Origin of the sequence: Paenibacillus mucilaginosus 3016, from assembly GCF_000250655.1 — a bacterium.
GTDB lineage: Bacteria > Bacillota > Bacilli > Paenibacillales > NBRC-103111 > Paenibacillus_G > Paenibacillus_G mucilaginosus.
Map to the genome: position 1 here is coordinate 7,548,944 of NC_016935.1, position 26,865 is coordinate 7,575,808.

General features: G+C 62.9%; 24 protein-coding genes, 3 pseudogenes and 1 riboswitch. Of the genes and pseudogenes, 3 read left to right on the top strand and 24 right to left on the bottom strand.

Features of this window, described 5'->3' with window-relative positions; all coding sequences use genetic code 11:
• Window positions 1-79 precede the first annotated feature (79 nt).
• Window positions 80-388, top strand: coding sequence for a hypothetical protein (locus PM3016_RS31265; protein ID WP_014372154.1), 309 nt, complete (start codon window positions 80-82; stop codon window positions 386-388).
• Between the two features lie 141 nt (window positions 389-529).
• Here PM3016_RS31265 and ilvD read toward each other — a convergent pair whose 3' ends face one another.
• The gene (gene ilvD / locus PM3016_RS31270; protein WP_013920437.1) at window positions 530-2,215 is read right to left on the bottom strand and encodes a dihydroxy-acid dehydratase; all 1,686 of its coding nucleotides are present in this window, start codon (window positions 2,213-2,215) and stop codon (window positions 530-532) included.
• Window positions 2,216-2,488: 273 nt separating this feature from the next.
• Between ilvD and PM3016_RS31275 the strand changes: the two genes are divergently transcribed.
• Entirely contained in the window at window positions 2,489-2,782 is a 294-nt protein-coding gene (locus PM3016_RS31275) for a DUF3055 domain-containing protein (protein ID WP_013920438.1), read from the top strand.
• A gap of 123 nt (window positions 2,783-2,905) precedes the next feature.
• On the opposite strand, the gene PM3016_RS31280 is transcribed toward PM3016_RS31275, so the two are convergent.
• From PM3016_RS31280 to PM3016_RS31325, 10 genes and pseudogenes are all read right to left on the bottom strand, one after another.
• The gene (locus tag PM3016_RS31280; RefSeq protein ID WP_014372155.1) at window positions 2,906-3,223 is read right to left on the bottom strand and encodes a cupin domain-containing protein; all 318 of its coding nucleotides are present in this window, start codon (window positions 3,221-3,223) and stop codon (window positions 2,906-2,908) included.
• Between the two features lie 33 nt (window positions 3,224-3,256).
• Window positions 3,257-4,171, bottom strand: coding sequence for an ArsR/SmtB family transcription factor (locus PM3016_RS31285; RefSeq protein ID WP_013920440.1), 915 nt, complete (start codon window positions 4,169-4,171; stop codon window positions 3,257-3,259).
• Between the two features lie 13 nt (window positions 4,172-4,184).
• Window positions 4,185-4,742, bottom strand: a complete 558-nt coding sequence (locus tag PM3016_RS31290) for an acyl-CoA thioesterase (protein ID WP_013920441.1) — start codon at window positions 4,740-4,742, stop codon at window positions 4,185-4,187.
• 73 nt (window positions 4,743-4,815) lie between these two features.
• Window positions 4,816-5,709, bottom strand: coding sequence for a 5'-3' exonuclease (locus PM3016_RS31295; protein ID WP_014372156.1), 894 nt, complete (start codon window positions 5,707-5,709; stop codon window positions 4,816-4,818).
• 337 nt (window positions 5,710-6,046) lie between these two features.
• Window positions 6,047-7,028, bottom strand: a pseudogene (locus PM3016_RS31300) (helix-turn-helix domain-containing protein).
• The gene (locus PM3016_RS31305; RefSeq protein WP_013920444.1) at window positions 7,025-8,044 is read right to left on the bottom strand and encodes a Gfo/Idh/MocA family protein; all 1,020 of its coding nucleotides are present in this window, start codon (window positions 8,042-8,044) and stop codon (window positions 7,025-7,027) included. Before PM3016_RS31305 ends, PM3016_RS31300 begins: the two are co-directional and overlap by 4 nt.
• 35 nt (window positions 8,045-8,079) lie before the next feature.
• On the bottom strand, window positions 8,080-9,162 hold the full coding sequence (locus tag PM3016_RS31310) for a Gfo/Idh/MocA family protein (RefSeq protein WP_014372159.1): 1,083 nt from the start codon (window positions 9,160-9,162) through the stop codon (window positions 8,080-8,082).
• 177 nt (window positions 9,163-9,339) lie between these two features.
• Window positions 9,340-10,542: an aminotransferase class I/II-fold pyridoxal phosphate-dependent enzyme gene (locus PM3016_RS31315; protein ID WP_013920446.1), complete on the bottom strand. Its 1,203-nt coding sequence runs from the start codon at window positions 10,540-10,542 to the stop codon at window positions 9,340-9,342.
• Window positions 10,543-10,601: 59 nt separating this feature from the next.
• On the bottom strand, window positions 10,602-11,678 hold the full coding sequence (locus PM3016_RS31320; protein WP_013920447.1) for a site-2 protease family protein: 1,077 nt from the start codon (window positions 11,676-11,678) through the stop codon (window positions 10,602-10,604).
• 29 nt (window positions 11,679-11,707) lie between these two features.
• Window positions 11,708-12,082, bottom strand: coding sequence for an arsenate reductase family protein (locus PM3016_RS31325; RefSeq protein WP_013920448.1), 375 nt, complete (start codon window positions 12,080-12,082; stop codon window positions 11,708-11,710).
• A 212-nt stretch (window positions 12,083-12,294) separates the two neighbouring features.
• On the opposite strand from PM3016_RS31325, the gene PM3016_RS31330 reads away from it, so the two are divergent.
• Window positions 12,295-13,038 (top strand): YdcF family protein, encoded by a 744-nt coding sequence (locus tag PM3016_RS31330; RefSeq protein ID WP_014372160.1) that lies wholly within the window; start codon window positions 12,295-12,297, stop codon window positions 13,036-13,038.
• 322 nt (window positions 13,039-13,360) lie between these two features.
• Here the strand turns inward: PM3016_RS31330 and PM3016_RS31335 are convergent, their stop codons facing one another.
• The 13 genes and pseudogenes from PM3016_RS31335 to PM3016_RS31395 all read right to left on the bottom strand — a co-directional run bounded on the left by PM3016_RS31335 (window position 13,361) and on the right by PM3016_RS31395 (window position 26,865).
• A complete protein-coding gene (locus tag PM3016_RS31335) occupies window positions 13,361-14,293 on the bottom strand; it encodes an RluA family pseudouridine synthase (RefSeq protein ID WP_013920451.1) in 933 nt (310 codons plus the stop codon).
• Window positions 14,290-14,859, bottom strand: coding sequence for a cob(I)yrinic acid a,c-diamide adenosyltransferase (locus PM3016_RS31340; protein ID WP_014372161.1), 570 nt, complete (start codon window positions 14,857-14,859; stop codon window positions 14,290-14,292). Before PM3016_RS31340 ends, PM3016_RS31335 begins: the two co-directional genes overlap by 4 nt.
• 13 nt (window positions 14,860-14,872) lie before the next feature.
• Window positions 14,873-17,644 carry a cobyric acid synthase gene (locus PM3016_RS41225; RefSeq protein WP_014372162.1) on the bottom strand — a complete coding sequence of 924 codons (2,772 nt, stop codon included), beginning with the start codon at window positions 17,642-17,644 and terminating at the stop codon, window positions 14,873-14,875.
• Between the two features lie 12 nt (window positions 17,645-17,656).
• On the bottom strand, window positions 17,657-18,463 hold the full coding sequence (cobS, locus tag PM3016_RS41535; RefSeq protein ID WP_085979950.1) for an adenosylcobinamide-GDP ribazoletransferase: 807 nt from the start codon (window positions 18,461-18,463) through the stop codon (window positions 17,657-17,659).
• Window positions 18,430-19,435: pseudogene (cbiB, locus tag PM3016_RS41540) on the bottom strand (adenosylcobinamide-phosphate synthase CbiB). Before cbiB ends, cobS begins: the two are co-directional and overlap by 34 nt.
• Before the next feature lie 87 nt (window positions 19,436-19,522).
• Window positions 19,523-20,098, bottom strand: coding sequence for a bifunctional adenosylcobinamide kinase/adenosylcobinamide-phosphate guanylyltransferase (cobU, locus tag PM3016_RS31360; RefSeq protein WP_014372164.1), 576 nt, complete (start codon window positions 20,096-20,098; stop codon window positions 19,523-19,525).
• On the bottom strand, window positions 20,095-21,174 hold the full coding sequence (gene cobT, locus PM3016_RS31365) for a nicotinate-nucleotide--dimethylbenzimidazole phosphoribosyltransferase (protein WP_014372165.1): 1,080 nt from the start codon (window positions 21,172-21,174) through the stop codon (window positions 20,095-20,097). Before cobT ends, cobU begins: the two co-directional genes overlap by 4 nt.
• Window positions 21,167-21,963, bottom strand: a pseudogene (locus PM3016_RS40975) (ABC transporter ATP-binding protein). The gene cobT and the pseudogene PM3016_RS40975 overlap by 8 nt, the downstream one beginning before the upstream one ends.
• A gap of 134 nt (window positions 21,964-22,097) precedes the next feature.
• Entirely contained in the window at window positions 22,098-23,138 is a 1,041-nt protein-coding gene (locus PM3016_RS31375) for a FecCD family ABC transporter permease (protein WP_013920459.1), read from the bottom strand.
• Window positions 23,139-23,176: 38 nt separating this feature from the next.
• The gene (locus tag PM3016_RS31380) at window positions 23,177-24,151 is read right to left on the bottom strand and encodes an ABC transporter substrate-binding protein (RefSeq protein ID WP_014372166.1); all 975 of its coding nucleotides are present in this window, start codon (window positions 24,149-24,151) and stop codon (window positions 23,177-23,179) included.
• A gap of 199 nt (window positions 24,152-24,350) precedes the next feature.
• Window positions 24,351-24,575, bottom strand: a riboswitch (cobalamin riboswitch).
• Window positions 24,576-24,621: 46 nt separating this feature from the next.
• Complete coding sequence (locus PM3016_RS31385; RefSeq protein ID WP_014372167.1) at window positions 24,622-25,143, bottom strand: hypothetical protein; 522 nt, start codon at window positions 25,141-25,143, stop codon at window positions 24,622-24,624.
• Window positions 25,144-25,261: 118 nt separating this feature from the next.
• Entirely contained in the window at window positions 25,262-25,531 is a 270-nt protein-coding gene (locus tag PM3016_RS31390; protein ID WP_014372168.1) for an aspartyl-phosphate phosphatase Spo0E family protein, read from the bottom strand.
• Between the two features lie 131 nt (window positions 25,532-25,662).
• Window positions 25,663-26,865 carry an aminotransferase class I/II-fold pyridoxal phosphate-dependent enzyme gene (locus PM3016_RS31395; protein WP_013920463.1) on the bottom strand — a complete coding sequence of 401 codons (1,203 nt, stop codon included), beginning with the start codon at window positions 26,863-26,865 and terminating at the stop codon, window positions 25,663-25,665.

Sequence of the window (26,865 nt, forward strand, 5' to 3'; positions counted from 1 at the left end):
GTCAAGCAGGAATTGGATATTTTGTATCCCTCTGGGGAATGCTACCGGAGCAGAGCTCTGACTTACAGGAGGATGAACTATGGACAAAGACATCACCGACCGCAATGACGACGGATTTGCCGATCAGGCGCCCCATCAGAAGTATACGGACCTGGCGACCGTCGAATCCATGCGCAATGACCTGACGGCCGAGGAGTTCCCCGAGGGTCCCTACGGCAGCAGCGCCCTGACCGAGGGCCTCGGCAAGAGCACGCCGTGGCGGGACGACCAGCGGCCGCAGAAGCGCTTTGCCTACGAGAACCGGGAGCTGCATGCCGGCATGTCCCGGGACTATCCCGGCGGCCACCCGACCCACGATTCCATGGGGGACGATCGGGTGGAGTCGTAACGGCCACGGGACCGTAGAACGCGTCTTAACCAAACCGTTCCAAGAAGCGGTTACCAGCGCTTGTGGACCAACGAAAAAAAGACAGCCTGCCGCGTACGGTCAGGCTGTCCTTGCTTTTGCGGATCAGATCTTCATTACCGATCAGATCTTCATTACGCCGCCGGTGCTGGCATTGGTTACGAGCTTGGAATAACGGGCCAGATACCCCGTCTTCACCTTCGGCTCGAAGCCCTTCCAGTTCGCACGGCGCGCTTCCATCTCTTCGTCGCTGACTTCGAGCTGGATCGTGCGGTTGACCAGATCAAGCTCGATGATATCGCCGTCGTTGACGAAGGCGATCGGACCGCCCTCCGCCGCTTCCGGCGAGATGTGGCCGATGGAGATCCCGCGGGATGCACCGGAGAAGCGGCCGTCAGTGATCAAACCGACCTTCGCGCCGAGGCCCATGCCCACGATCTGCGATGTCGGAGCGAGCATCTCGGGCATACCCGGGCCGCCCTTCGGACCTTCGTAGCGGATAACGACTACGTGGCCTTCCTTGACCTTCCCGTTGGCAATGCCTTCGAGCGCCGCTTCCTGGGAATCGAAGCAGATCGCAGGCCCCTTGTGGTAGCCGCCGACGGACTTGTCCACCGCGCCGACCTTGATGATCGAGCCGCCCGGAGCCAAGTTGCCGAACAGTACGGCCAGGCCGCCCTGCTCGGAGTGCGGGTTGTCCAGCGGATGGATGACATCCTTGTCGAGAATCTCGCAGCCTGCGACGTTCTCGGCCAGCGTCTTGCCCGTTACGGTAATGCAGTCGCCGTGCAGCGCGCCCGGCTTCTTGAACAGCTCGTTGAGCACCGCGCTGACGCCGCCGGCATTGTGTACGTCTTCGATATGGTAATCGGAGGCCGGAGCGATCTTCGCAAGGTGCGGCACGCGCTTCGCCACTTCGTTGATGCGCTCGATCGGATATTCGAAGCCCGCTTCATGCGCCAGAGCCAGCGTGTGAAGCACGGTGTTCGTGGAGCCGCCCATCGCCATATCAAGGGCAAAGGCATTGTCGATCGCTTCGATCGTCACGATGTCACGCGGCTTGATGTCGAGCTTGATCAGCTCCATGAGCTGCTTCGCGGACCTCTTCACGAACTCTCTGCGGTCTTCGGAGATCGCGAGAATCGTGCCGTTGCCCGGCAGTGCCAGGCCAAGGCCTTCGGCCAGACAGTTCATCGAGTTCGCCGTGAACATACCGGAGCAGGACCCGCATGTCGGACAGCCGTACTGTTCGAGCTCGAGCAGCGACTTGTCGTCGATTTTGCCGGCCTGGTAAGCGCCTACGCCTTCGAATACCGAGGAGAGGGAGATCGAACGGCCGTCGCTCGTCTTGCCCGCTTTCATCGGACCGCCGGAGACAAACATCGTCGGGATGTTGACGCGCAGCGCGCCCATCATCATGCCCGGTGTGATCTTGTCGCAGTTCGGAATACAGACCATGCCGTCGAACCAGTGGGCAGCCACCACCGTCTCGAGCGAGTCGGCGATAATCTCACGGCTCGGCAGCGAGTAACGCATGCCGATATGGCCCATAGCAATGCCGTCGTCCACGCCGATGGTGTTGAATTCGAACGGCACGCCGCCCGCTTCGCGAATGGCTTCTTTCACGATCTTGCCGAATTCCTGAAGGTGAACGTGACCCGGTACGATATCGATATACGAATTGCACACCGCAATGAACGGCTTGTCGAAATCCTCTTCTTTCACACCCGCTGCACGAAGCAGACTGCGGTGAGGTGCGCGGTCGAAGCCCTTTTTGATCATGTCGCTTCTCATCTTAGCCTTGGCCATTGCTCTGTAATCCTCCGTTTCTGTACCTATGCATCATAATAAAAAATGACATCTGGTGTCGCTTCCTCCGATTGTACCATGTTTCCCGGCAATTGACTACGAATCCCAAGCATGTTCATCCGGTTTTCATCCGAGGCAATTGGAGGAAATGCGTGCGTTCCCCCTCGGCTTCGAGCCGTTTCCGCACGATTTTGCCACGTCTTCCGCTAATCTGGTATAATGATCCGGTTGGAATATCTGCAGCCCCGCTGCAGGAGGAACGGAGGAAACGGCATGTCGGAATTTGACTTTTTGTATGACGGCACGGAAGAAACCACGACCCGCTTCGTCTGTGTAGTTGGGGAATCGCTGCGCCGGTTCGACCTGGCCATCACCACGACGAACCGCTTCTACGGCAAGAAGCTGGTGACGGATTTGCAGACCGGCAAGACCTGTGTCATCGGCCCGGACGATCTCGAGGAGGAAGGCTACCTCGAGCATGCGTACAAGCTGTCCGAGGAAGAGGCCGCGGAGCTGCGCGAATTCCTGACCGAAGTGGTCGGTCCGATCAACTTCACGGATATTTAACCCGGCGGTATCCAAAAGCAAAACAGCCCGCCCGGCAAATAAATAACGCGCACCTCCCAAAGCGGGACGATGCGCGTTTTTATTATGCCTATGGCTTTCATTTCCCGAACTGCAAAAGACGCATTAACGCTTCACAAGATCCTCGCGCACCGGCGTGAAGGAATCAAGCAGCGCGCTCGGCTCGAGCGCCCGGCAGCCGTGCTTCGCGCCGCTCGGGATGTAAATCGTCTCGCCGGCGGATACCACCTGCTTCTCCCCGTCGATCGTGAATTCCAGACGGCCCTTCAGGCAGTAGGACAGCTGCTCGTGCGGATGGCTGTGAATATACCCTTCCGCCCCATCCTCGAAGTGTACTTCCATCATCATGATGCCCGCGCCCGGCTCGAAAATTTTGCGTTTGACGCCCGGCTCGGCGTTCTCCCATACGTTGATGTTGCTCATATCCACTCTCTCCTCCCACAGGAACCGATGGTATTAGTCACGTACCTTCTCGTAAAACAAACGGAACAGGATATTCTGGTCGTAGTTGCCGAAGCCTTCCCCATAGATCGTCAGCCCGCCGACATTCTGGGCATCCTCCGGCACGGAGAGCCGCAGCGTCCACTGCTTGCGCCGGATATCGAGCTGCTCGAGCGTCACCTCCGACACCTTGTATCCGTCGATGAACGTGCCTTCCGCGTCGATGCGGAGCACCTTGAGCAGGCCGTACTGGTTGCAGTCGATCGACCACCACTCCGGCGTATACTTTCCCTTGCGGCCGCCGAAGTCGCCCGGCGACGTCCAGGCTCCGAGCGGAACGCCGTTCAAGGCGAAGTGGATATCCGAAGGCCAATCGTTGTTGCTCGACGGAGCCTCCGAACCGAGCTCCAGCGAAATCTCCAGCTTCGTCGGCGTTTCGTTGCCGAGCATGTAGTTCGGCACCTTGTATTCTATGTACCCCTGCCCGAACCAGAGGATCCGGGCATCGAAGCGTTCCGGGGACAGGAAGAAGCGGGGATCGTCGTATTCGCCGACGATCTTCTCCCTCGTCGCCAGACCGCAGGTCGGCTGGATCTCGAAGTCGGTGTAATGGCCTACGCCGATCTCGGTCTCATAGTACGACTGCTGCACACTGTCCCCCTGAGGGAACTCGATATGCAGCGAGTCCACATTCAGCGAGCATACCTTCTGGGCGCCCCCTTTACCCGGGAACATCTCGGTCTTGATCAGTTCGGCGCGCTCGAGCTTCTTGATATGCATGGTCATGATCGCGGAGCTCAGCCCGAGGGCTCCGGCCAGCTCCTTGACATTCATGGGCTTCACGGCGAGCAGACGGATCATCTGCAGCCGCACGCCGCTGGCCAGCGCTTCGTAGACCGGCAGCGATTTCTCGGATATGTCGAGTTTCATTGCGGCACCACCCCTATGTCTCCCAAGGGAAGGTTGTGGTCAGCACACCCGCGAAGTTCCGGCTCTGCTCGCGCCTCAGCCGCCGCATCTCCGCCCGGGCCTCGGCCGTCTCGAAGAGCTTGCGCTCCTCTTCGGATTCAGGCACCACCTGCGGCACGGGAGACGGACGTCCCTCGGCGTTCAGGGCCACGAAGGTAAGGAACGACGTCGCCGCAATCTTGCGGGTGCCCGAGAGCAGGTCCTCCGTCGATACCTTGACGAACACTTCCATCGAACTGCGGCCTGTCCAGGTAACGTAGGCTTCGAGGCAGACCGAATCGGAGGGACGCACCGGGGACAGGAAGTCGACCGAATCCGTGGAGGCCGTCACCACGCTGCACCGTGAGTGCTTCGTGGCCGCGATGGAAGCGATATCGTCGATATAAGCCATGAGCTTGCCGCCGAACAGGGTATTATGATTGTTGACATCGGTCGGGAAAATCCGGGATGTCTTGTAGCATCGTGATTCCTTGGCGAATCTTTGCACCTGCTCCCATGCCTCCTGCAGCCAAGGATAGTCAGGAAACTTCATCCAAATGGCCTGTTTTGTCGTTATCATACCGAAAACGCCCACCCAAATCAATAGGCCCGGACAGGCCGGCCGGTTAAGAAACCGCCGCCCCGATCCAGCGCAGCTCCCCGAGCAGCCCTTTGAACTCGAGCTCGACGAACTTGCTGCGCACCGTATCCGTATCGGGGTTCCAGCAGCTGTCCTCGACCGAGCAGGCCACCGGCGCGTCGCAGCGGATTCTGGCGAGGTCCCGGCAGAGGTGCAGCATCTCGAGGTCCGCCGAGATTTTGGTCCGTACGCCCTTCGGCAGGTTCTCCAGGTTCTCGAGAATGCCTTCGATGCTTCCGTATTCGAGCAGGAGCTTCACGGCCGTCTTCTCACCGATCCCCTTCACGCCCGGATAGTTGTCGCTGGTATCGCCGATCAGGCCCTTGAGATCGATGAACTGCTGCGGGGTCAGTCCCTTCTCGAGCAGCAGCGCCTCCGGCGTGTAGACCGCATAGTTCGAAGCGCCCTTCTTCATGATGATCACGCTCACCTGCCCGCTCACCAGCTGCAGCATGTCGTGGTCCCCCGTCAGGATCATCACCTGCATCTCCTGTCCGAAGCAGCCTGCCAGCGTCCCGATGCAGTCGTCCGCTTCATAGCCGGCGAAGCCGATGTTGGGCACGCCGAAGCTCGCAACGGCTTCCTTCACGAGATCGAACTGCGGGATGAGCTCCAGCGGGGCTTCCGGCCGGTTCGCCTTGTACCCCGAATACTGCTCCGTGCGGAACGTCTTGCTCCCCATATCCCAGCAGCAGATGACGTGCGTGGGCTTGAACGTTTGGACCGCATCAAGGAAATATTTGAAAAATCCGTATACCGCATTGGTCGGTATGCCGGTTGACGTCCTGCGGATGTATCCGCCGTACGCGTTCGCGTAGTACGCCCGGAACAACAGAGCCATTCCGTCGACGATCAGCAGCTTGCGTTGTTCTTCCATCATTGCCGGTTTCGCACTCCCATTTCTAACAAGATAGTCCCATTATACCATAAACCGCCCCCTCCCCCTCCGATATTTTTGAACATCCTACAAACCATTAGGCACACTGAAGATGCACGGCGTGAATGGTTAGTCCGCTTACGGAAGCCGCCGGGATCACCCCTTATACAGCCAAAAGAACCCCCTCTTCGGCAGGGCTCCCCGCCATTGCTGGCGGTGGACCTGTGTGAAAGGGGGGGTCCGGATGAAAGCTGCCCGGTTACCGGATGACCGGATGACCGGATTGTTGGGCGCAGGATACGGTTCTCATTTCTCGTCCCTCAGTTACTGAGCTCCTGCATTACCGGGACTGGGACTGCGGATGCCGTTGCTCCCGGTGCTGCAGCCGGTACTGCATCGGGGTCGTGCCCAGCTTGCGCTTGAACACGTAGTGCAGATAATTGCTGCTTGAGAATCCGCACCGCACAGCGAGCTGGTCCATCGTCAGGTCGCTCTCCGCCAGCTCGCTGCAGATCCGCGAGAGGCGGACGCTCTCGATGTACTCGCTGAACGTGCCGCCCGTGCGCTCCCGGAAGATCCGCTGCAGCTGCCGGGGGCTCACCTGCACCCGCTCGGCCACCACCTCCAGCGTCAAGGGAGCCATGTAATTGTCCTGGATGAACTGGACGGCAAGGCCGTAGCGGTAGTGCTTCATGTCGCGGGAGGGCAGCAGCGGCTGGGGCGGTGCGTCGTAGGCCCGGGCCACCCGGAGCAGGATCTGGACGATCGCCTGCTTGATGACGGTCATCACGCCCGGCTGGTTCTCATGCCACGCCCGGTAAGCGGTCAGGAAGCATTCCATCGCCTTGAAGTTGTCCGGGACGGGACGGGGCGGCAGCTGCTCCAGCTGGCGGACGCAGGCGTGCGCCTCCTGGCGCTCCCAGCTCTCGCCCCAGTCTTCGCCTCCGGCTTCCGGCCGCCCCTCCAGCCTGCGGATATCCAGGTGCAGGCACAGCTCATCCATCGCTTCGCTCGCATCCGCTTCCTGGTAATGCAGCAGGCCGGGACCCGTCAGGTACATCAGTCCCTCGTAGGAGGGAATAAGGCTCGCTGCCGAGGATCACCTTCCCTTTGCCCCGGGGAATGAAGTGGAACTCAAAGTCGGAATGCTTGTGGAACTGCACCGTGCGTCCCGGCGGGAAGGACGTATGGTGGAAGCGCAGCATGCGGATGCCGTAGTCCCCCCAGCGGAACTGCACGTCGAGACGGTCGAGCGCGCTCGGGTTCTCGAGCATGAGCTCATAAGGGTACGGCTTGGAGCCGGCGCGGGTCTGCCCGTTCATGACGGCAGATCGCTGAGCGGGACCGCCGCCCCCGTGCCGGCCGAACGGTTCGCCGCCTCCATCAGCCGGGTCAGCTCCAGCGCCAGCGCGATGTTCTCTTCCGCCTTCGTGTCTTCCTGAATATGCGCCACCCACTGGTGGAACGCGGAAGGAAGCTCCGCCGGCTGCGGCTGTACCCGCCACTCCCGCTCGGCCCCCTCCCCGGCCAGATTCGAGCGGAGCAGCAGCCGGTTATCGTGCGAGGAGAACAGCAGGCTGCCCTCGGTGCCGTGCACTTCGATCACGAAGGGCGAGTGCGCGTTGACGAAGCCGGCCTCGACCACGGCGAGCGCCCCGTTCGGGTAGCGCAGCACGGCCACCGCGTTGTCCTCCACCTCACGCCCGGTAACATACCCGTAGTGGGCGGACACGCTCTCCGGCTCTCCGAGGAACAGCCGGGCTAGATACATCGGATGGCAGCCGAGGTCGATCAGCGCGCCGCCCCCGCACTGCTCCCTGCCAAAGAAATGGCCGGGAAGCCAGCCGTCCGGCGACTGCTGTGTGGAGACCGCGCCGTTATGGGACAGGCGCGTGCGCACCAGCGTCAGTTCGCCGAGCAGCCGGCGGGCGAGGATGTCCTGCACCGCCAGGGTGTAGCTGTGGTTGAGGCGGGGCAGGGAGACCGTGAGCTTGACGCCCGCCGCCTCCACGGCCTGCAGGATCTCCACCGCCTCCTTCTGGGTCGCCGCCAGCACCTTCTCGGTGAAGATATGCTTGCCTGCCCGTGCCGCAGCGATGATCACATCGCGGTGAAAATGGGTCGGCGTGTCCACGATGACCGCGTCGATCTCCGGACGGGACAGCAGCTCCTCCAGGCTCGCGTAGAACGGCACCCCGCGGGCTTCCGCTTCCCGCCGGCCGCGCTCCGGCTCTTCATCCCAGACGGCCGCAATCTCCGTACCGGGATGCTCCTGCGCCTGCTTGGCATAGTCTTTGGCATGCACATGCCAGAAGCTCAGCATGGCTACTCGAATCATGATCGCACCAGCCTCCTTATTCCCCGTCCGGGTTCTTAATCAAAGTACACGGCTTGACCGGTCCTCGACGATTCGTAGATCGCCTCCAGAATCTCCGAGACGACCAGCGCCTGGCGGGGGGTGACGACCGGCTCCGTATCGTTCAGGATCGCATCGATCCAGTGCCGCATCTCGGTGTCCTCCGCCTTCTCTGTCTTGCCGTCGTAGAAGTCGACGCCCTTCGTCCCGAGCTCCACCTTGTTGGTGTAGAGCTTGCTGTGCTTCTCGCCGTTGAGCCTGAGGCCGTCCTCCATATCCGCCCCGCCCTCGGTGCCGCTAAGCGTACACTTCGCTTCCTTGACATCCAGCATGTTGATCGCCCAGCTCGACTCGAGCATGATGGTAGCCCCGTTCTTCATGACGATCATGCCCATCGCCGAGTCCTCGACCGTGAACTTCGCCGGGTCCCAAGACCCCCACGCATTGGCCGCATTCTCCTTCGACGAGAGCTTGTGGAAGGCGGTGCCGAGAACCACCTTCGGCTCGTAATTGTTCATCATCCAGAGGGTCAGGTCGAGCGCATGGGTGCCGATGTCGATCAGCGGGCCTCCGCCCTGCTTCTCCCCATCGAGGAACACGCCCCAGGTCGGCACCGCCCTGCGCCGGATCGCATGCGCCCGGGCATAGTAGATCTCGCCGAGCTCCCCGTCCTCGCAGAGCCGCTTCAGATACAGGCTGTCCGGGCGGAAGCGGTTGTTGTAGCCTACGGTCAGCTTCCTCCCCGTACGCTCCGCCGCTTCCAGCATCCGGCGCGCATCCGCCGCCGTCTTCGCCATCGGCTTCTCGCTCATCACGTGCTTGCCGGCCTCGAGAGCCGCAACGGAAATCGCCGCGTGCGAATCGTTCGGCGTACAGACATGCACCGCATTAATGGAAGCGTCTTCAAGAAGCTTCGTGTAGTCTATGTATACCTTCGCGCCTTCGCTTCCGTATTCCTTCGCCGCCTTCTCCGCCCGCTCCGAGATAATGTCACAAAAAGCGACAACCTCTACGCGATCCTGCTTTGCCAGCGCCGGCAGATGCTTGCCGTTCGCGATTCCCCCGCACCCTACGATACCGATCCGAAGCTTCTTCGACATGAATATTCCCTCCTGTTATGCAGGTAACCTGCTTCATCTGCCTTCATCGTAACAGAATTGCCCTGGACTGGATATTGCAATATGGCGACAGGGCAGGGTCAGAAATCACGACACCGACTTCGCGATGCATTAGAAAAAAGCCGCTCTCTCAGACATTAGAGAAACGGCTTCGCATAATCACTGTGAATTCGTGCCCGGACACTGCCCGGCTCCCTGCAAAAAGGCTCCGATCCGCCGGACGGCCTCCTGCAGACGGTCTTCCTCCTGGACGAGCGCGATGCGGACATAGCCCTCGCCCTCCCGCCCGAAGGCGTCTCCCGGAATTACGACAACGCCGGCGGAATATAGCATTTCCCGGGAAATCTGTCGAGATGTCCACCCGGGCGGAATGGGCGCCCAGATGAACATGGTGGCCTGCGGCTTTGGAAGTTCCCAGCCGGCCGCCCGCAGCCCGTCCACCACCAGATCGCGCCGCCGCTCGTACAGGCCGGCTACGGAGACGCTGCCCGGCTCCATGTCCTCCTCCAGCGCCGCGATCCCGGCCCGCTGGACCGGCAGGAAGACGCCGTAGTCGATATTGGACTTCAGGATGCGCAGCGCCTGCACCGCGTCCGGCTGGCCGACCATGAAGGCGATGCGGCAGCCGGCCATGTTGAAGCTTTTCGACAAGGAATGAAATTCGACAGCGACCTCCTTGGCCCCTTCGACTTCGAGGATGCTCGGCGGCCGGAAGCCGTCATACGCCATCTCGGAGTACGCCACGTCATGGACGATCAGCAGGTCATGCCTCTTCGCGAAGCGCACCAGCTCCTCGAAGAAGGGCCTCGTCGCCACCGCCGACAGCGGGTTGCTCGGATAGTTGAGCAGGATGAACTTCGCCCGGCGCGCCGTCTCCTCCGGAATCTCGCCGAGCTGCGGAAGGAAGCCGTTCTCCGCGCGGAGCGGCAGAAAATACGGCTCGACACCGGCCAGCACGAGGCTCGCCGCATAGATCGGATACCCCGGATCGGGCACCATCACCGTGTCGCCGGGATCGGTGACCGCCATCGCCAGGTGGGCGAGCCCGTCCTGGGAGCCCATCAGCGTGACGACCTCGCGCTCGGGATCGAGTTCGACACCGAACCGGTGCCGGTACCACTTCGCCACGGTCTGCCGGAAGAGCAGACTGCCTTCGGACGTCGGGTAGCCGTACTGCCCCGGATCGCTCACCGCCTCGGCCAAGGCCGCGCGGACCCGGTCGGACGGTCCCCGGTCCGGGCTGCCGATGCCAAGGTCGATGACGTCGACACCGCCCGCCTGCACTTCCCTCTTCCACTGCGCCACTTCAGAAAAAATGGCCGAACCCAGTTCGGCCAAGCGCTTCGACTGCCACTTCGACATATTCACCCAACCTTTTTTTCTAAGATAAGACCTGCCTGCTTCCGGGGAAGAGAGGGCCGTCAGCGCAGCTGCAGCCCCGGCACCTCGTGAACCTCCCTCATCATCACGAACAGGAATGCGGCGAGCAGCAGGTAAGCGATGCCGTACTTCCAGCGGGTAGCCGGAGTGACATCGTAGTAGGCGTCGTTCTCGTACTTCGCGTATTCCACCTGGCAGTGGACCATGAGATACAGCCCGTCTTCCTTCTGCTGCCGTTCCAGCCGCGTGACATGGGTCCGCTTGATCAGGCCCTGCTCCATCATCGGGATCGTCCCGGTAAAATCGAGCCCCTCCCAGTACACCTTCACGAACTGCTGCCCCTCGAGATCCGAGTACGTCAGGAAAGGCAGGTCCCGCTTATGCTCCGGTCCCGGAATGAGGTAGCCCTGCTCGATCAGCGGATCGGCCGCCACCTGGAAGCTCGCGTTCATGACGCGGGTCTGCCCGGATTTTTTCTTGCTTACGAACTTCTTGTACAGGTCGTAGGCGAACATCGCCCAGATGATGAAGAACAGGATGGACCGCAGATAGAAAATGACCACAAGCCCGGCAATCAGGCCGACCAGCCACAGCCAGCGCGTGACTGCGGTGGAGATTCTCCCTCCGTCCAGCGGGTGGATCGGAAGAAGGTTGAGCAGGTTCAGAAGAAATCCTACATAGGCGAGACTGTAAAACAGGGGACTGTCCAGGTAGATACCCAGACCGTAGGCCGCAAGCGCCCCCACCGTACCGAGTACGGGCCCTCCGATCGCCACATAGGCCTCCGTCGCCGCATCGCGCGGATGCCGTTTCATGCTGATCAGCGCGCCCAGGAACGGAATGAACATGGGAGCCGACACGGGAAGACCTTTCTGCCTGGCGGCAAAGACGTGGCCCATCTCATGAACCAGCAGAAGGAGGACGAATCCCACGGCGAACTGCCACGGGTAGATCAGCGCATAGGCTCCGACCGAGATCAGCATCGACAGGAACGCCCCGCCGAACTTGCTGAACTTCAGCAGGGGAACCAGCGTCTTCAGCTGGCTGAAAATGAACATGACCGCGGCACCGATGTACCACAGGGGAGTTTGCTTCTTTGGTTTCTGCCGCTGCTGCAACAGGCTTCACGCTCCTCGTCTTGCTTGGATTAGCCCCGGCTGCCCCAGGCCTCCTCATACTGGTCGGCCTTGAAGCCCACCGTCACCTGACTGCCGCTGATGACCACCGGCCGTTTGATCAGTTTGCCGTTCGATGCCAGCAGTGCAATCTTCTCCTCTTCGCTGAGTCCCGGAAGCTTATCCTTCAGTCCGAGCTCCTTGTAGACTTCGCCGGAGACATTGAACCACTTTTTAATATCCAGGCCGCTTCTCGGGATGATCTCCCGCAGCTCCTCCACGGTCGGCGGCTGCTCCACAATATGCACCGTCTCCACGTCCCAGCCGTGTTCCTTGAGCCACTTGACCGCACTGCGGCACGTACCGCACTGGGGATATTGATATACCTTCAGTTTTGAGTCGTTCATGGGGTACTTACCATCCTTATCGTCTGTTAGCGTTAGCGCGCCGGCATTTCCCTCCCATTATACCGATGAACGCCTTCCGCCTGCAAATGTACGGGGATGTACGGTTTATTGAAAATAGGCCGCTTCCGCAGGATAATGGAAAAGGGAGCGTACAGGCCCGGTTCATCCGGCCGAACCCTTCCCCAGATCCCCTGAACAGTAAGGAGTCCCCCATGATTTATGTCATTAAACTCGTCTACAGCTTCCTCTTCCCTCCCGGCCTCTACATCCTGGTTCTGCTCCTTCTTGGCGCGTGGGTCTACTTCCGGGTCCGTCGTTCGGCCGGCCTGGTGACCTTCGCCGCTGCGCTGCTCTTCTACTTCATGTCGATCCCGCTTACAGGCGAAGGACTCCTGAAGTCGGTCGAGGACCGCTACGATCCGCCCAAGGCGGTCGAGGGCGATGTGTACGTCATGCTGACCGGCGGCGGCGTCAGCGGCACGCCCGACATCAGCGCCACGGGCCATCTCAGCGGCTCCACGCTGCACCGCGTCGTCGCCGTTACCGAGCTCTTCGCCAAGAAGCCGCTCCCGATTCTCGTCTCGGGCGGCCAGGTCTATGAGGATACGGTGAACGAGGGGCGCCTGTCCAAGCAGAAGCTGATCGCCCTCGGCGTGCCCGAGAAGGCCATTCTGCTCGATGACGCTTCACGCACGACCCAGGAGAATGCCCGCAATTCCAAGGTGCTGCTCGATCAGCATGGGTTCCGGAAGCCGATCCTCGTCACCTCCGCCTTCCACATGGCCCGCTCGATCAAGCACTTTGGGAAGCAGGGCGTCGAAGTGCTCCCTTACCCGGTGGACTACAAGATCAGCCGGTATGACGGCGGCATGACCAGCCGCTTGTGGATCCCGACGGCCGGCGGCCAGGACTCATTCTCCCTGGCACTGAAGGAGTATGTCGGGATGCTGCAGTAAAAGAAGGGCAGGTGCTGCAGCGGCGGTGCCCCGGACCCGTCAAACCCTCTGGACGGGACGGGCAGCGGGCAGGCGGGCAGCGCACGGGATTCCAGCCTGCAGCCCTCCTCTCCTCCGGAGGGCCGCACATCTTATCGCAGAGCAGCGGATGCCAGGATGCCGCCTATGTGATGCGGAACCCGTGCCGCCGCTCCGCCGGCAGCGGGGTTCGCACTCCACCGCCGCTCCCAAGCATGCCAAAAAACCGTGCCGGACACTTCTCTTGAAGTCCGGTACGGTCTGTTTGGCTTGGGAAGAAGTGCTGCCTCGGACAGCATGCCCTTCAAGGGCGGCCCTGCTCCCCGCCCTCCAGCTGGCGGAGCAGATGCTGCAGGTCCTCGGGCAGCGGGGCCTCGAACTCCATCCACTCCCGCCGGACGGGGTGGGTCAGGCCGAGCAGGCAGGCGTGCAGCGCATGGCGCTGCAGCCCGTAGACTCCCTCTTCCTCCGGAGGCCCGTACATCTTGTCGCCGAGCAGCGGATGGCCGAGATGCCGCATATGCACGCGGATCTGGTGCGTGCGGCCGGTCTCCAGCCACAGGCGGACCAGGGTCGCGTCCGCAAACCGGCGCTCGACCCGGTAGTGGGTCACCGATCGGTAGCCCGAAGGCGTCACGATACGGATATGCGGCGCCTCCGGATCGCGGTCGATCGGCTGGTCGACGGTTCCTTCGTCCGTCTCCAGCTGTCCGTGGACGAAGGCGAGGTACTCTTTTTTGAGCCCCGTCGTCTGCATCTCTTCGGAGATCTGCTGGTGGACATACGGGTTCTTGGCCACAGCCAGGGCCCCGGAGGTCTCCTGGTCGAGCCGGTGGATCGGCCGAAAGCGGAAGCTCCAGCCCTGCTCGTGCCAGTAATGCACAACGCCGTTCGCCAGCGTATCCGTATAATGGCCGTGGGTCGGGTGGACGATCCTCCCCGCCTCCTTGTTCAGCACGAGCAGCTCATCGTCCTCGTAGAGGATCTCCAGCGGCATCGGCTGGGGCAGGATGTCATCCGAGGCCTCGACCTCCATCCGTACGGCGACCCGGTCTCCCGGCTGCACCTTCACGCTGATGTAGCGACGCTCGCCGTTCACGGTGATGCCCTCTTCCGTCAGCTTCAAGCGGGAGAGCAGCTTGCGGGAGAGGCCCATCCGGTTCTGCAGCACGGTCTTGAGGAGCAGGCCTTCGTCCTCCGGAGGCACAATGTATTCAATCGGTTTGTAGTAGGTCATGATTTGCGCCGGAACACCTCGGCACTTCTCACATATTCCACGTCCGGCATCCCGGCGCGGTGGTTCGCCACACGGGCCACCGTGAAGAAAAAGTCCGACAGCCGGTTGAGGTAGCGGCGCACCTCGTCGTTGATCGGCTGCGTGCGGGCCAGCGTCACCACCCGGCGTTCGGCCCGGCGGCACACGGTGCGGCAGACATGCAGGGTCGAAGAAGCGAGCGAGCCGCCCGGCAGAATGAACCGCTTGATGTCCGGCGTCTCGGCGTCGTACTTGTCGATCCATGCCTCCAGCCGGTCGACCATCTCCGCGGTGACTTTGTACGGCCGCAGCTCCTGTTTCAGCAGGGCGAGGTCCGAGCCGCAGTCGAAGATCTCGTGCTGGATCTCCAGCAGGTCCGCTGCGAGATCCGCGTCGCGCTGGGGATCGAGAAACCCGATCGCCTGCCCGACGAAGCAGTTCAGCTCGTCGGTCGTCCCGTAGGCTTCCACCCGGACGTCGTCCTTGTCGACGCGCCCCCCGATGACACCGGTCTGGCCGGCATCGCCCGTTCTTGTATAAATGCGCATGCCCAGTCCCTCCTTAGGTAAGAATGGCAGTTTCCTGTTCCTGTATCATCTCATACAAACGCTCCATATCCAAGTGGGAGCGCACATGCCCGGCCAGCCGGTCGAAGGCGGCCTCCCGCCGTTCGGTGAACCGCAGCTCGGCCGGCAGCGGGGCAAGCCCCCTGCTCTCCCGGATACGGTTCAGCCAGGCGCGCCGGAAGTCGTCGCTGTGCAGCACGCCGTGAAGGTACGTGCCCCAGACGCGTCCTTCGGCCACCGCAGCTCCATCCGGCAGACCTGCGGAGCCTTCCTCCTGCAGCAGGAACGGATGCTCCACCGGCTCCAGGAAGGTCGTACGGCCCATGTGGATCTCGTAGCCTTCGACCGGGTAGCCGCCGTACAGCCTCGCGACTCCCGCCGCCTGGACGGTCCGCTTCTCGGCGGCAAACAGCGTTTCGGTCGGCAGCAGGCCGAGGCCCTCAAGCTCCGGCTTGTCGGATTCGACAAGCTGGGGATCGAGCAGCCGCGCCCCGAGCATCTGATAGCCGGCACAGATGCCGGTGACAAAGCCGCCGCCTGCCGCATACGCGAGCAGCCTGCGGTCCAGCCCGCTCGAACGAAGATAGAGCAGGTCGTCGACCGTATTCTTGCTGCCGGGAATGATCACGGCATCCGGCTGCCCGAAGTCCTCGGGCGAGGAGACGAACCGCAGGCGCACATCCGGCTCGAAGGCCAGCGGATCCGCATCCGTGAAGTTGGAGATGCGGGGCAGGCGCAGAACCGCGATGTCGAGCATCTCGGGCGGCAGCTTCGCCGGAGGGCCGCTGCGCGCCGTCTCGGCCAGCTTGCGCTCGAGCGAGGCCGAATCCTCGTCCTCGAGACCGAGCTGCGGCAGGTACGGGATCACCCCGAGCACCGGGATGCCCGTGCGCGCCTCCAGCCAGTCGATCCCCGGCTGCAGCAGCGTCACGTCTCCGCGGAACTTGTTAATGACAAAGCCGCGGACACGGGCACGTTCTTCAGGCGTCAGGATTTCGAGCGTGCCGACGAGTGAAGCGAACACGCCGCCCCGGTCGATATCCGCGACGAGCAGCACCGGTGCGTCCGCCCAGCCCGCCAGCCGCATGTTCACGATATCGCGGTCCTTCAGGTTCACCTCGGCCGGGCTGCCGGCTCCCTCGATCACGACCACGTCGTGAACGCTGCGCAGCCGCTCAAGCGCTTCCTTGACCACGCCCTCCGCCTCGGGCAGGTAGCGTTCCCGGTAGGTGCGGGCGTCGAGATCCTGATACGGCCTGCCGTGGACGACGACCTGCGCCACCATATCCTTCTTCGGCTTGAGCAGGATCGGGTTCATGTCCGTCGTCGCCGGAATGCGGCAGGCATCGGCCTGCATTCCCTGGGCCCGGCCGATCTCCTTGCCGTCCGGCGTCACGTAGGAGTTCAGGGACATGTTCTGCGACTTGAACGGCGCCACCCGGCGGCCGTCCTGCAGCAGAATGCGGCAGAGCGCAGCGGTCAGCAGGCTCTTGCCGACGTCCGAAGCCGTGCCCTGCAGCATGACAACCGATCCTCGGCGGCGGGACGGTCCTGCTCCCGCCGGTGAGAGCGGGGCGTCCGGGCCGGAAGAAGCCGGTGCTTCCGCGCCCAAGCCCTCTACTGCGTAAGGCGCCGTCTGAGCTGCGCCCGCTGCCGCCGCCTCAGCAGCTGCACGGCCCCTACCTTCCCGCTGCCGCTCCGCGAAGACCTCCGCCAGCACGGCGAGCAGCCGCCGGTTCATCTGCGGGAGCTTCACCGCGAGCCGGACGTAGGAATCGTCCAGGCCCGGGAACAGCGAGGCGTCGCGAATGAGGATGCCCCTGCGCCCCATGGCTTCCTGCAACCCACGCCCGGTCCACCCGAGCGCCCGCAGCGAGCACAACACATAATTCGTGTCGCTGTCCCAGGCCAGCACACCCAGCTCCCGCAGGCCCGCGAGCAGCTCAGCCCTCGCCCCGGGCAGCCACTCCAGCGTCCGCCGGGCGTAAGCGCGGTCCTCCAGCACCGCCGCCCCGATCCACTGGGCGAACGCATTGACGCTCCACGGCACCTGCAGCTCCCTCATGGCCCAGATGCGGTCCGGATGCGCGACGGCATAGCCGAGCCGCAGACCCGGGATCGCGTAGAACTTCGTCATCGAGCGAAGCACGATGAGATTCGGGCTCGACGAGGCTGCGGCGGCAAGCGACAGCTTCTCTTCCTCCGGCAGAAAGTCGAGGAACGCCTCGTCGACGACCGCCGGAAGCGCGTCCGAGGCAAGCCTCTCACGCACGGCCTGCGGCAGCAGCCGCCCTGTCGGATTGTTCGGCGAGCCGAGGAACAGCAGGTCGCAGTGGGGCGCTGCCGCCTCCAGATCCTGCAGCTGCAGCTCGAAGCCCTGCTCCTCCCTCAGGGGGATATCCTTGACGGCCCCGCCCGTCTTCCGCACCGCATCCTCGTATTCCTTGAACGAGGGGCGGGCCAGTCCCGTAACCGCAGGGCGCAGCACCCGCACAGCCAGATCGATCAGCTCGGCGGCCCCGTTGCCGACGAGAATGCACGCCGGGTCCACGCCGTGCTTCTCCGCCAGCCGTCGCGTCAGCTCCCTGGCCGCCGGGTCCGGATAAGCGGCCGCTTCCTGCCAGCGTGTGCGCAGTATGTGCCCTGCCGCCTCCGGCGGACCGAACGGATTCATATTCGAGCTGTAATCGACAAACTCCCCCGGCGGCCTGCCGTACTTCTCCGCCGCCGTCTGTAGGTCCCCGCCGTGCCCGTATTTCTCCAACATCCCCTTCGCCTCCTATAAGCCTGTCATGCCGACCCATACGGCCAGCAGCAGCGTCTCGACCCCTTCATTAATCGCACCGTACGTATCGCCGGTGAGCCCGCCCAGCTTGCGGTGCAGATAAGCGCCCATAAGTGCGCAGCCCGCTGCGGCGGCCGCAGGCAGCGCCAACAGCAGGGGCAGCAGCGCAGCTCCGCCGGTCCACCAGCCGGCGGAGAGTGTCAGTACCGCAGCGAGCCCGGCGGCGCCCGTCAGGTGGCGGAAGCCGAGGCCGGCGAACAAGCTGCCCATGCCGCCCCCCTGCTCCTGGCGGGCATAGGGCCAGCAGACCAGGGCTGCGGCCATCATGCAGCGGCTCCACAGCAGCACCAGGGGCAGCAGCGCCAGTCCCCCGCCCCGCTCCATTATGGAAGTCAGCAGCGACCACTTCAGGAGCAGCACCAGCACGCAGACAACCACGCCCATCGCGCCGACCCGGCTGTCCTTCATGATCTCGAGCATCCGCTCCCGGGAGCGGTGGCTGAGCACCCCGTCCGCCGTGTCCATCAGCCCGTCGAGGTGAAGCGCGCCGGTGAGCGCAGCCCACAGAGCCAGCAGCACCGCAGCGGCCGGCAGCGGGGGCAGCACCGCCTGCAGCACCGCTCCCGCTCCCCAGAGGATCGCGCCGAGCACCGCACCGACCAGCGGATAGAAGACGACGCTGCGGCGGAACAGCCCCCCGCTGTAATCGAGCGTGAGCGGCACGGGCAGTCTCGACAAAAATTGAAAAGCGGCCGCAGCCGCCCCTCCTATCCCGCGTATGTAATCCCAAGCAGTACGCACAGCAATCCCCCCGCCGCCAGATAGCTTTACCTTATACAAAAGACCGACCGTGCGCAGAATATCACCGCGCTCGCGGGTTCTCAGCGGCCAGCCCATCCGGGCCCGCTCGCTCGTCCGCCCGTGGTAGACGTTGACACCGCCGAGCTCGATGCCGAGCGCCCCGGCCACGGCCGACTCCGGGATCCCGCTGTTCGGGCTCGGATGCAGCCGGGCGAAGACCCGGACGGCCTTCGCCGCCCGTGCTGCGGAGAGCCCGGGCGTCAGCCCGGCCGCCGCCACCAGCAGCCCGCCCGTCAGCCGGGCGGGAAGCCAGTTCAGCACATCGTCCCACCGCGCGGAGGCCCAGCCAAAATGCAGGTACTTGTCATTTTTGTACCCGACCATGGAATCCAGCGTATTCGATGCCCGGTACAGCATCGCCAGTGGGGCCCCTCCGAGCAGGGCGAACACCAGCGGCGAGATGAACGCGTCCACGATGTTCTCGGCCACGGTCTCGACCGTCGCCCGCGTAATCTCCGGCTCCTCCAGCCGAGTCGTATCCCGGCCGACGATATAGCCGACATACTTGCGGGCCTCCTCCAAGTTCCCCGTGCAGAGCGGCCGGTAGACGAGCATGGCGGCATCCTTCAGGCCTTTGACCGCGATCGTCGTGGAGACGAACCAAGCGGACGCCGCATAGCCGAGCCAAGGATGAACGGCTTCCGCCGCCCGGCAGACCGCCCACACGGCAGCGTAGGCTGCCGCTATCGTCGTCAGTGTAAGCGCCAGACCTCGCAAACGGAGCTTCAACGGTTCTGCGCCGCCGTCGCCGCCTGGCGTCCGGTACAGCCCCCGCTCCAGCAGGCGGATCAGCCGGCCTATCCACACGACCGGATGCGTCAGCCACTTCCACTGCGGATCGCCGATCACCCAGTCGATGACGACCGCAGCCAGCGCGACCGCCAGTATTTCCTGCAAACCGTATTGAAGCACGTGCGTCCCCCATCTTTCTTATCCGTTGGCTTCGCGTACCGCCGGACCTAGATTCCTGAGCTGCCGGCTGCCCGGTCTCTCCGTTAATTACTCGGGATAGGCCAGCGCCTTGAGCTCCAGCGGAATCCCCGAGGTCACAAGGAACACCTGGTCCGCCGACCGGGCCAGACGCTGGTTCATCCGGCCCGAGAGATCGCGGAAGATCCGGCCGAGCTTATACTCGGGCACGAGACCGTACCCGACCTCGTTGGTCACGAGAATCACCGGCCGTTCGGCTCTCTCGAAGGCCCGGGCGAGCTCTTCGATCTTCTCCTCGAGCAGGCGCTGCGCGTCCGGCTCCTGCTCCAGCCGGAGCAGCCAGTTCGACAGCCACAGGGTCAGGCAGTCGACCAGGACGACCGGCTCGCGCGCTTCCTGCAGCAGGGCGCTCAGCACGTAGGGCTCCTCCGCCGTCGTCCACGGGAAAGCCTGCGCCTCCCGGCTCTGCCGGTGCAGGGCAATGCGCTCGCGCATCTCATCGTCGTACGCCTGCGACGTGGCGATGTAGAGCCCCCGCGCACCCAGCCGCGCCGCATGGCGCTCGGCGAAGCCGCTCTTGCCGCTGCGCGCGCCCCCGGTGACGAGCACCCGCAGCGGGCGTACCGCTTCCCGCGCCCCGCTCATGCCCCGGCCGGCGTCTCCCCGGCCGCCTGCGACACGCCGGCCGAGCCGAAGGTCGCCATCTCGCGCATGAGCTTTAGGGAGGCCTCCACCAGCGGGAACGCCAGTACCGCGCCGGTGCCTTCGCCCAGCCGCATATCCAGCTGGAGCATCGGCGCAAGGCCAAGCTCCTGCAGCAGCCGGGCATGCCCCCTCTCCTCCGAGAGATGCGAGGCGATCATGAAGTCCCGGCTCAGCGGAGCCAGCCGGGCGGCAATCAGCGCCGCCGCCGAGGAGATGAAGCCGTCGATCACGACGGGAATCCGCCGGGACGCCGCACCGAGGATCACACCGGCCAGCCCCGCAATCTCCAGGCCGCCGACCTTCGCCAGCACATCGAGCGGATCGTTCGGGTCCGGCCGGTTGACGGCGATCGCCCGGCGGATGACCTCCTGCTTATGCCGCAGGCGGGCATCGTCGATACCGGTGCCGCGTCCTGTGACCGCTGCCGGCTCTTCGCCGGTCAGCACGCTGAGCAGGGCGCTGCTCGCCGTCGTGTTGCCGATGCCCATCTCGCCGGTCGCCAGCAGGCCGAAGCCTTCATCCGCCAGCCCGCGGGCGATCTCGATGCCGGTCCGGATGGCCTCCACGGCCTCTTCCCGCGTCATGGCCGGGCCCTCGGCCATATTGGCCGTCCCCCACCGCACCTTGTGCGAACGGAGCAGCGGATGGGACAGCATGGCATTCACGCCGATGTCGACGCAGACGACTTCGGCGCCGGTCTGGCGGGAGAGCACGTTCACGGCCGCCCCGCCGCCAAGGAAGTTCAGCACCATCTGCGGCGTAACCTCCGCAGGGAAGGCGCTGACTCCTTCCGCGCAGACGCCGTGATCGGCCGCCATGACGACGACCGCCTTGCGGCCGAGCTCCGGCAGCGCTTCGCCGCGGATGCCCGCGACCTGCTGCGCCACCGCCTCGAGCCGCCCCAGGCTTCCCGGAGGCTTCGTAAGCTCGTCCAGACGCCTCGCCGCTTCCGCCGCCGCTCTCTCATCCAGCGGGCCGATACCCGCCAATATGTTCCCAAGTTCCTGTTCACTCATGCCCCATTCGGTCCCTTCCAAGCAGTATTTGCGGCACGCCGCTGTCCGGATGCGGCAGCACGTAGGGTCTTGTGCCATAGACCTCCTCAAGCCCTGCCGGCTGCAGCACCTGCTCCGGCGTGCCGATCGCGCGGATCCGCCCTTCCTGGAGGAGCAGCAGCCGGTCGCAGAACATCGAAGCGAGATTGAGATCATGCAGCACCGAGACGACGGTCATGCCGTTCTCTTCCTTCCACCGGTCGATCCGCTCGAGCATCTCCAGCTGATAACCGATATCGAGGAAGGTCGTCGGCTCGTCGAGCAGCAGCAGCCTCGGCTCCTGGGCCAGGGCCCGGCCGAGCGCCACACGCTGCCTTTCCCCGCCGCTGAGTGCATCCACCGTGCGCTCCTGCAGCTCCTCCAGCTTCAGCCAGGAGAGAATCCGCTCCACGAGAGCGGAGCGGTCCTCCCTCTCACTCCCCCAGCCAGTTCTGATAAGGATAGCGTCCCATCTCCACGATCTCCCTGACCGTGAAGCCCAGGGGAGGAAGCGCATCCTAGCGGAAGGACGGCCAGCAGCCGGGCCAGCGCCTTGCGGGAATACCCGGCAAGCGGCTGCCCATCCAGCTCGATGCTCCCTTGATCCGGCGCCTCCACGCCCGAGAGCAGATGCAGCAGCGTCGACTTGCCGCTGCCGTTCGGGCCCAGGATGCCGAGCCATTCGCCCTGCCGGACCTCCAGGTCGATCTCCCGGAGCACGATCCGCGCTCCGAACCTTTTGCCCAGCCCCCTTACCTTCATCCCGGCCATGGCCGTCCCTCCCTTCTTTGATGTATCTGACTTCACTTCATTTCACTTCATCATCAATATCTGCATTCCAAATTTTTACTGAACCCTACATTCACCCAGTCCAGCTTCCCCGGTCCCTGTCCCAAGCTCACCTGTTACTCCCTCAGCGCCTGCTTGCGCCGGCGGAGCAGATAAGCGAAGAACGGTGCGCCCATGAATGCCGTAACGACGCCAAGCGGAATCTCCGTCGGGGACAGCAGGGTCCGGGCCAGCGTGTCGGCCCACAGCATGTAGACCGCCCCTCCGACAAGGGAGAGCGGAAGCAGCAGCCGGTAATCCGGCCCCGCCAGCAGGCGCAGCAGATGCGGTACGAGCAGGCCGACGAACGCCACCACACCGGACACGGAGACTGCTCCGGCCGTGAGCAGGGTGGAAGCCGCCAGTACCGTAAGCTTCGCCCGCTCCACATCCACGCCCAGGTGGGCCGCCTGCCGTTCGCCGAGGGCAAACAGATTCAGCGCACTGCCGTAGGCCATCAGCACGGCTGCGCCCAGGCAGACGTAGGGCAGCAGAACCATCGAGTATGACCAGCCGCGCATCACCAGGCTGCCCATCATCCAGAAGATAATCTCGTTGATCACCTCATCGGACATCGCTACCATGAAGGATACGATGGCACCGAGGAACGCCTGCATCACGACACCTGCGAGCAGCACCGTCTCCATCCGGAGCCTGCCCCCCGTCCGGGCGAGAGCCAGCACCGCATAGAGCGTCAGACTCCCCGTCACAAAAGCCGCCGCAGGAATCGTCCACTCTCCAAACAGCGCATACTGCAGGCCGAAGAGGATCAAGAACGCCGCGCCCACCGAGGCGCCCGAGGAGACGCCGAGCGTATACGGATCGGCCAGCGGATTGCGCAGCACGCCCTGAAACCCCGCTCCGGCAAGCGCCAGCGCCGCCCCGACCAGACAGCCGAGCACCATGCGGGGCAGCCTCACCTTCCAGATGATCTGCTCGTGGGCCGTCGTCCACGGAACGGTTGCGCCGTCAGACCCGCCTCCCGTCAGCCCGTGCAGCAGAATGCCCCATACATGGCGAAAAGGCACGTGAACCGTGCCGATCGACATCGCTGCGGTGGCCGACAGCAGGAGAAGGAGCAGCGCTCCCCCGACCCACAGCGCGAGCCTCCGTCTCATTTTATTTCACCCGTTCCGGGTAAATGCCCTTGGCAATCTCAAGCAGCCCCCTCGGTAATGCGCGGACCCGGACGGGACGTTGTATCCTTGTCGACTCCAGCCAGCTTGTTATTCTTCACGGCATCAATCTTCTCCCAGCCGCTGCGGGCGCGGATGATCTCATCGAGCTTCTTGCCGGACTTGTCGTCGATGAGATTCCTCGGATACAGAATCACCTGCGGGTTGTCCACGATAACCTTCTCTTCATTAATCTTCATGTAGCCCTTCTCCCCGGCGGCCACGTTCACCCCTCCGGAGAGGGTGATGAGCTCGTCCAGGAATTCACCGGAACCCACCGTCCAGCCCGGCGAGAATTCAATCAGCACCCGGCGCTTCTCCTCCGGCTTCAGATCCTTCACGGCCTGAACCACCTGCTCCCGCTCGCTCTTCATCTTGTCCACAACCTTCTGCGCCTGCTCCTGACGGTCGAAGATCCTGCCCATCGTCAGAATATTAGCGATCACGTCGTCTACGGTCTTCGGCTCCACCTTGAACAGATTCACCTTCAGCTCACGCAGCTTGTTCACCGTGTCGTTCTTCATGGATACTCCGCTGACGACCACATCCGCCCCGGAGCCGATCAGCGCCTCTTCATTCGGCTTCATGATGCTGCCGAGCTTCGGTTTCGCCTTCGCTTCCGCCGGATAGTCGCAGAAATCCGATACGCCGACCACCTTGTCCCCGAGTCCCAGCGCGAACAGAATTTCCGTTTCACTCGGCGAGGTCGATGCCACCCGCTCGGGCGCCTTCTCGAAGGTAAACTCCTTGCCCGTCGCGTCCGTTATCTTCAGCGGATAGACCGTCCGCTTCGCTGCTGTGCCTTCGCTCCCGCCTGTGCCGCTCTCCGCCTTCGGCGGCTCCGCCAGCTCTCCCTGGCCCGGTACGGGCGCTGCCGATTGGCCGCAGGCGGTAAGTGTACCCGCCAGCGCCAGACTCAGCACCGTCCCCATCAGTTTTCTTCTCCACGCTTTCATCTGTCCACTTCCTAACCCCATATTTATTGGGAATCCTGGCTGCAGCCCTATTCCAAGAATGCCAAAAAGCCCTCCGCCGCGGAATCGCTTCCGAGCAGAGGGCAGCCCTTATCGCACCGCCGAACGCCCTGCAGGGTCCGCAAGGGACGCAGGGGGCCGCCGGGGCAGGAGAAGGTCTGCCCTTTTTCCTCGAAAGGGCGACAACGCCAAGGTCCGGGCAGGTTTCCTGACTTACGGGGCCGGCCGAAGAATACGGACCGGCGGCGCTCCGCCTTCCCGCACGCCTTCCGGCGCGCAGTGGCTGTATGGAGCTTACCCCGATGACAGTGGCGGGACCGTGCCGGATTCACACCGGCTTCCCTTTTAACCTGAGCGGCCTCCTCTTGCGGCTCGGCCCCCAGGCACCCGGACTGCGGACGGCCGCCGTGATCCGGCAGCCGTGTGTTCACTTCGTACAAGTCGAATTGCGCTTACTTCACGGCAATCTGCTTCATGACCTGCTTGGCCTTCTCCTTGTCCGGCGCATTCACCGGAATGAAGGCATATAGATCCTTGCCGTTCAGGTTCAAATCCTTGAACCAGGCCGATTCCTCCATCGGAATCACGTACAGGTGTTTCTCCTTCTTCCCGTTCTCCTCGATCTCAAGGACACCGTTCGGAAAATCCTCCGGCTTCGCCACATCATCCAGCGGGATGAAAGCCTGCTGGTTCTTCAACGACTCCAGCTGGTCGCCCGGCAGCACGTGAATCCCGTGATCCCCCGCAGCGATCTCCACAATCATCTTCTCCATGCTGAAAACCGGCGTTGCCAATACCTGGACCGTCGGCGCCGTCCCAAGCTTCGCCTGAAGCGAAGCCTGCAGCTTCTCCGACGCTTCGCTCGGAATCCCCTTCGAAGACATCATGAAAACCGTCACATCCGCCTTCGGCCCTCCGCCGCATCCGGCCAGAATCACCACAAGCAGCAGCGCAAGCAGCCACTTCCTTCTCATGAACTTCATGCTCCCTTCACGCACCTTGGAAACCCCGTTCTTCTATCATGCTATCTTATCATAAAGAAGCCGCGGCTTTCAAAGCTTCCCTGTCCTTACACGGCAAAAAAGAAGCCGGTCATGACCGGCTTCTCCGAAATCCCTGCATATATTCGTTAATCTTTATATCCAGCTCCATGCTGATCTCAACCACGCGGGAGGATGTAAGGCTGTTTCCGCTTTGAACAAGCTGCTCCATCTCCTGCCTCAGCCGGTAGATATCATCTTCCAGTGTTGAAGCCGCGGAACCCTTTTTGCGTTTGCCAAAGATCCACTTGGACTTCTCCTCGCTCTCGCGTATCCAACCAAGATTGAAGTTCTGCCGAAGCTGGTATTCCGGAAATGCCATTCCTTATCCCTCCCAACCTTCTAGTATCTTAGTCCTTAGACGGATAGTTCCATAAATGATTAATATAGAAAACTTCCATACTTCTAAGATACCAGTTATTGGGGAAATTGAAAATGACTTTTTTGTCGAATTTAGAGATTTTTCATAAATTTTCCTATTCTATCGATCGCTTCGAGCAGCTGCGAAACCGAATAAGCATAGGAGCAGCGGACAAAGCCCTCTCCGCCGATGCCGAAGACCTGCCCCGGCACCACTGCGACCTTGGCCTCAAACAGGCAGCGCTCCGCAAATTCCGCCGAGCTGAGGCCCGTGGCTTGAATCGACGGGAACGCATAGAACGCGCCCTGCGGCTCGTGGCACTGAAGACCGATCTCCCGGAAGCCCTGGACGACCAGACGGCGCCGCTGGTTGTAGGACTCGACCATGCGGTCCTTCTCTTCCATCCCGTTCCTCAGCGCCTCAAGTGCGGCCACCTGGCCCATCGAAGGAGCGCACATCACCGTATATTGGTGAATTTTGGTCATGGCGGAGATGATGTCCCGGTGTCCGCAGGCATAGCCCATCCGCCAGCCGGTCATCGCGAAGGCCTTGGAGAAGCCACTGACGAGCACCGTGCGGTCGCGCATCCCCGGGATGGAAGCAAACGACACGTGCTTCCGGTCATACGTCAGCTCCGCATAGATTTCGTCGGATATCACGATAAGATCGTGCTCTTCGACGACTTTGGCGATCGGCAGCCAATCCTCGTAGGTCATTATGCCCCCGGTAGGATTGCTCGGATAGCACAGAATGAGAATCTTCGAGCGCGGCGTAATGGCATTCTTCAGCGACTCCGCCGTCAGCTTGAACTGGTCCTTGGCGAACGTCTCTATGCCGACCGGCACCCCGCCGCCGATCGCGGTAATCGGGTTGTAGGAGACATAGCACGGCTCCGGAATCAGAATCTCGTCTCCCGGCGTGACAAGAGCCCGCAGGGCCAGGTCGATCGCTTCACTGCCGCCCACCGTCACCAGCACCTCATCGGCCGGCTCATACGGCGTCTGGAACGATTCGTACAAATATTCGGCGATGGCCTCCCGCAGCTCCGGCAGACCGGAGTTCGGGGTGTACTTGGTGTTGCCGCGTTCGAGGGAATACACACAGGCTTCCCTGACGTGCCACGGCGTGCTGAAATCGGGCTCGCCCACGCCAAGGGAGATAATGTCCTTGCGTCCGCTCGCAAGGTCAAAGAACTTCCGGATGCCCGATGGCGGAATATCGCGTACGAGCGGTGCCAGATAACGGCTCATCGATTGGTTCTGGGTTTCCCCCGTTTGCTGTTTCGGCTCAATCAT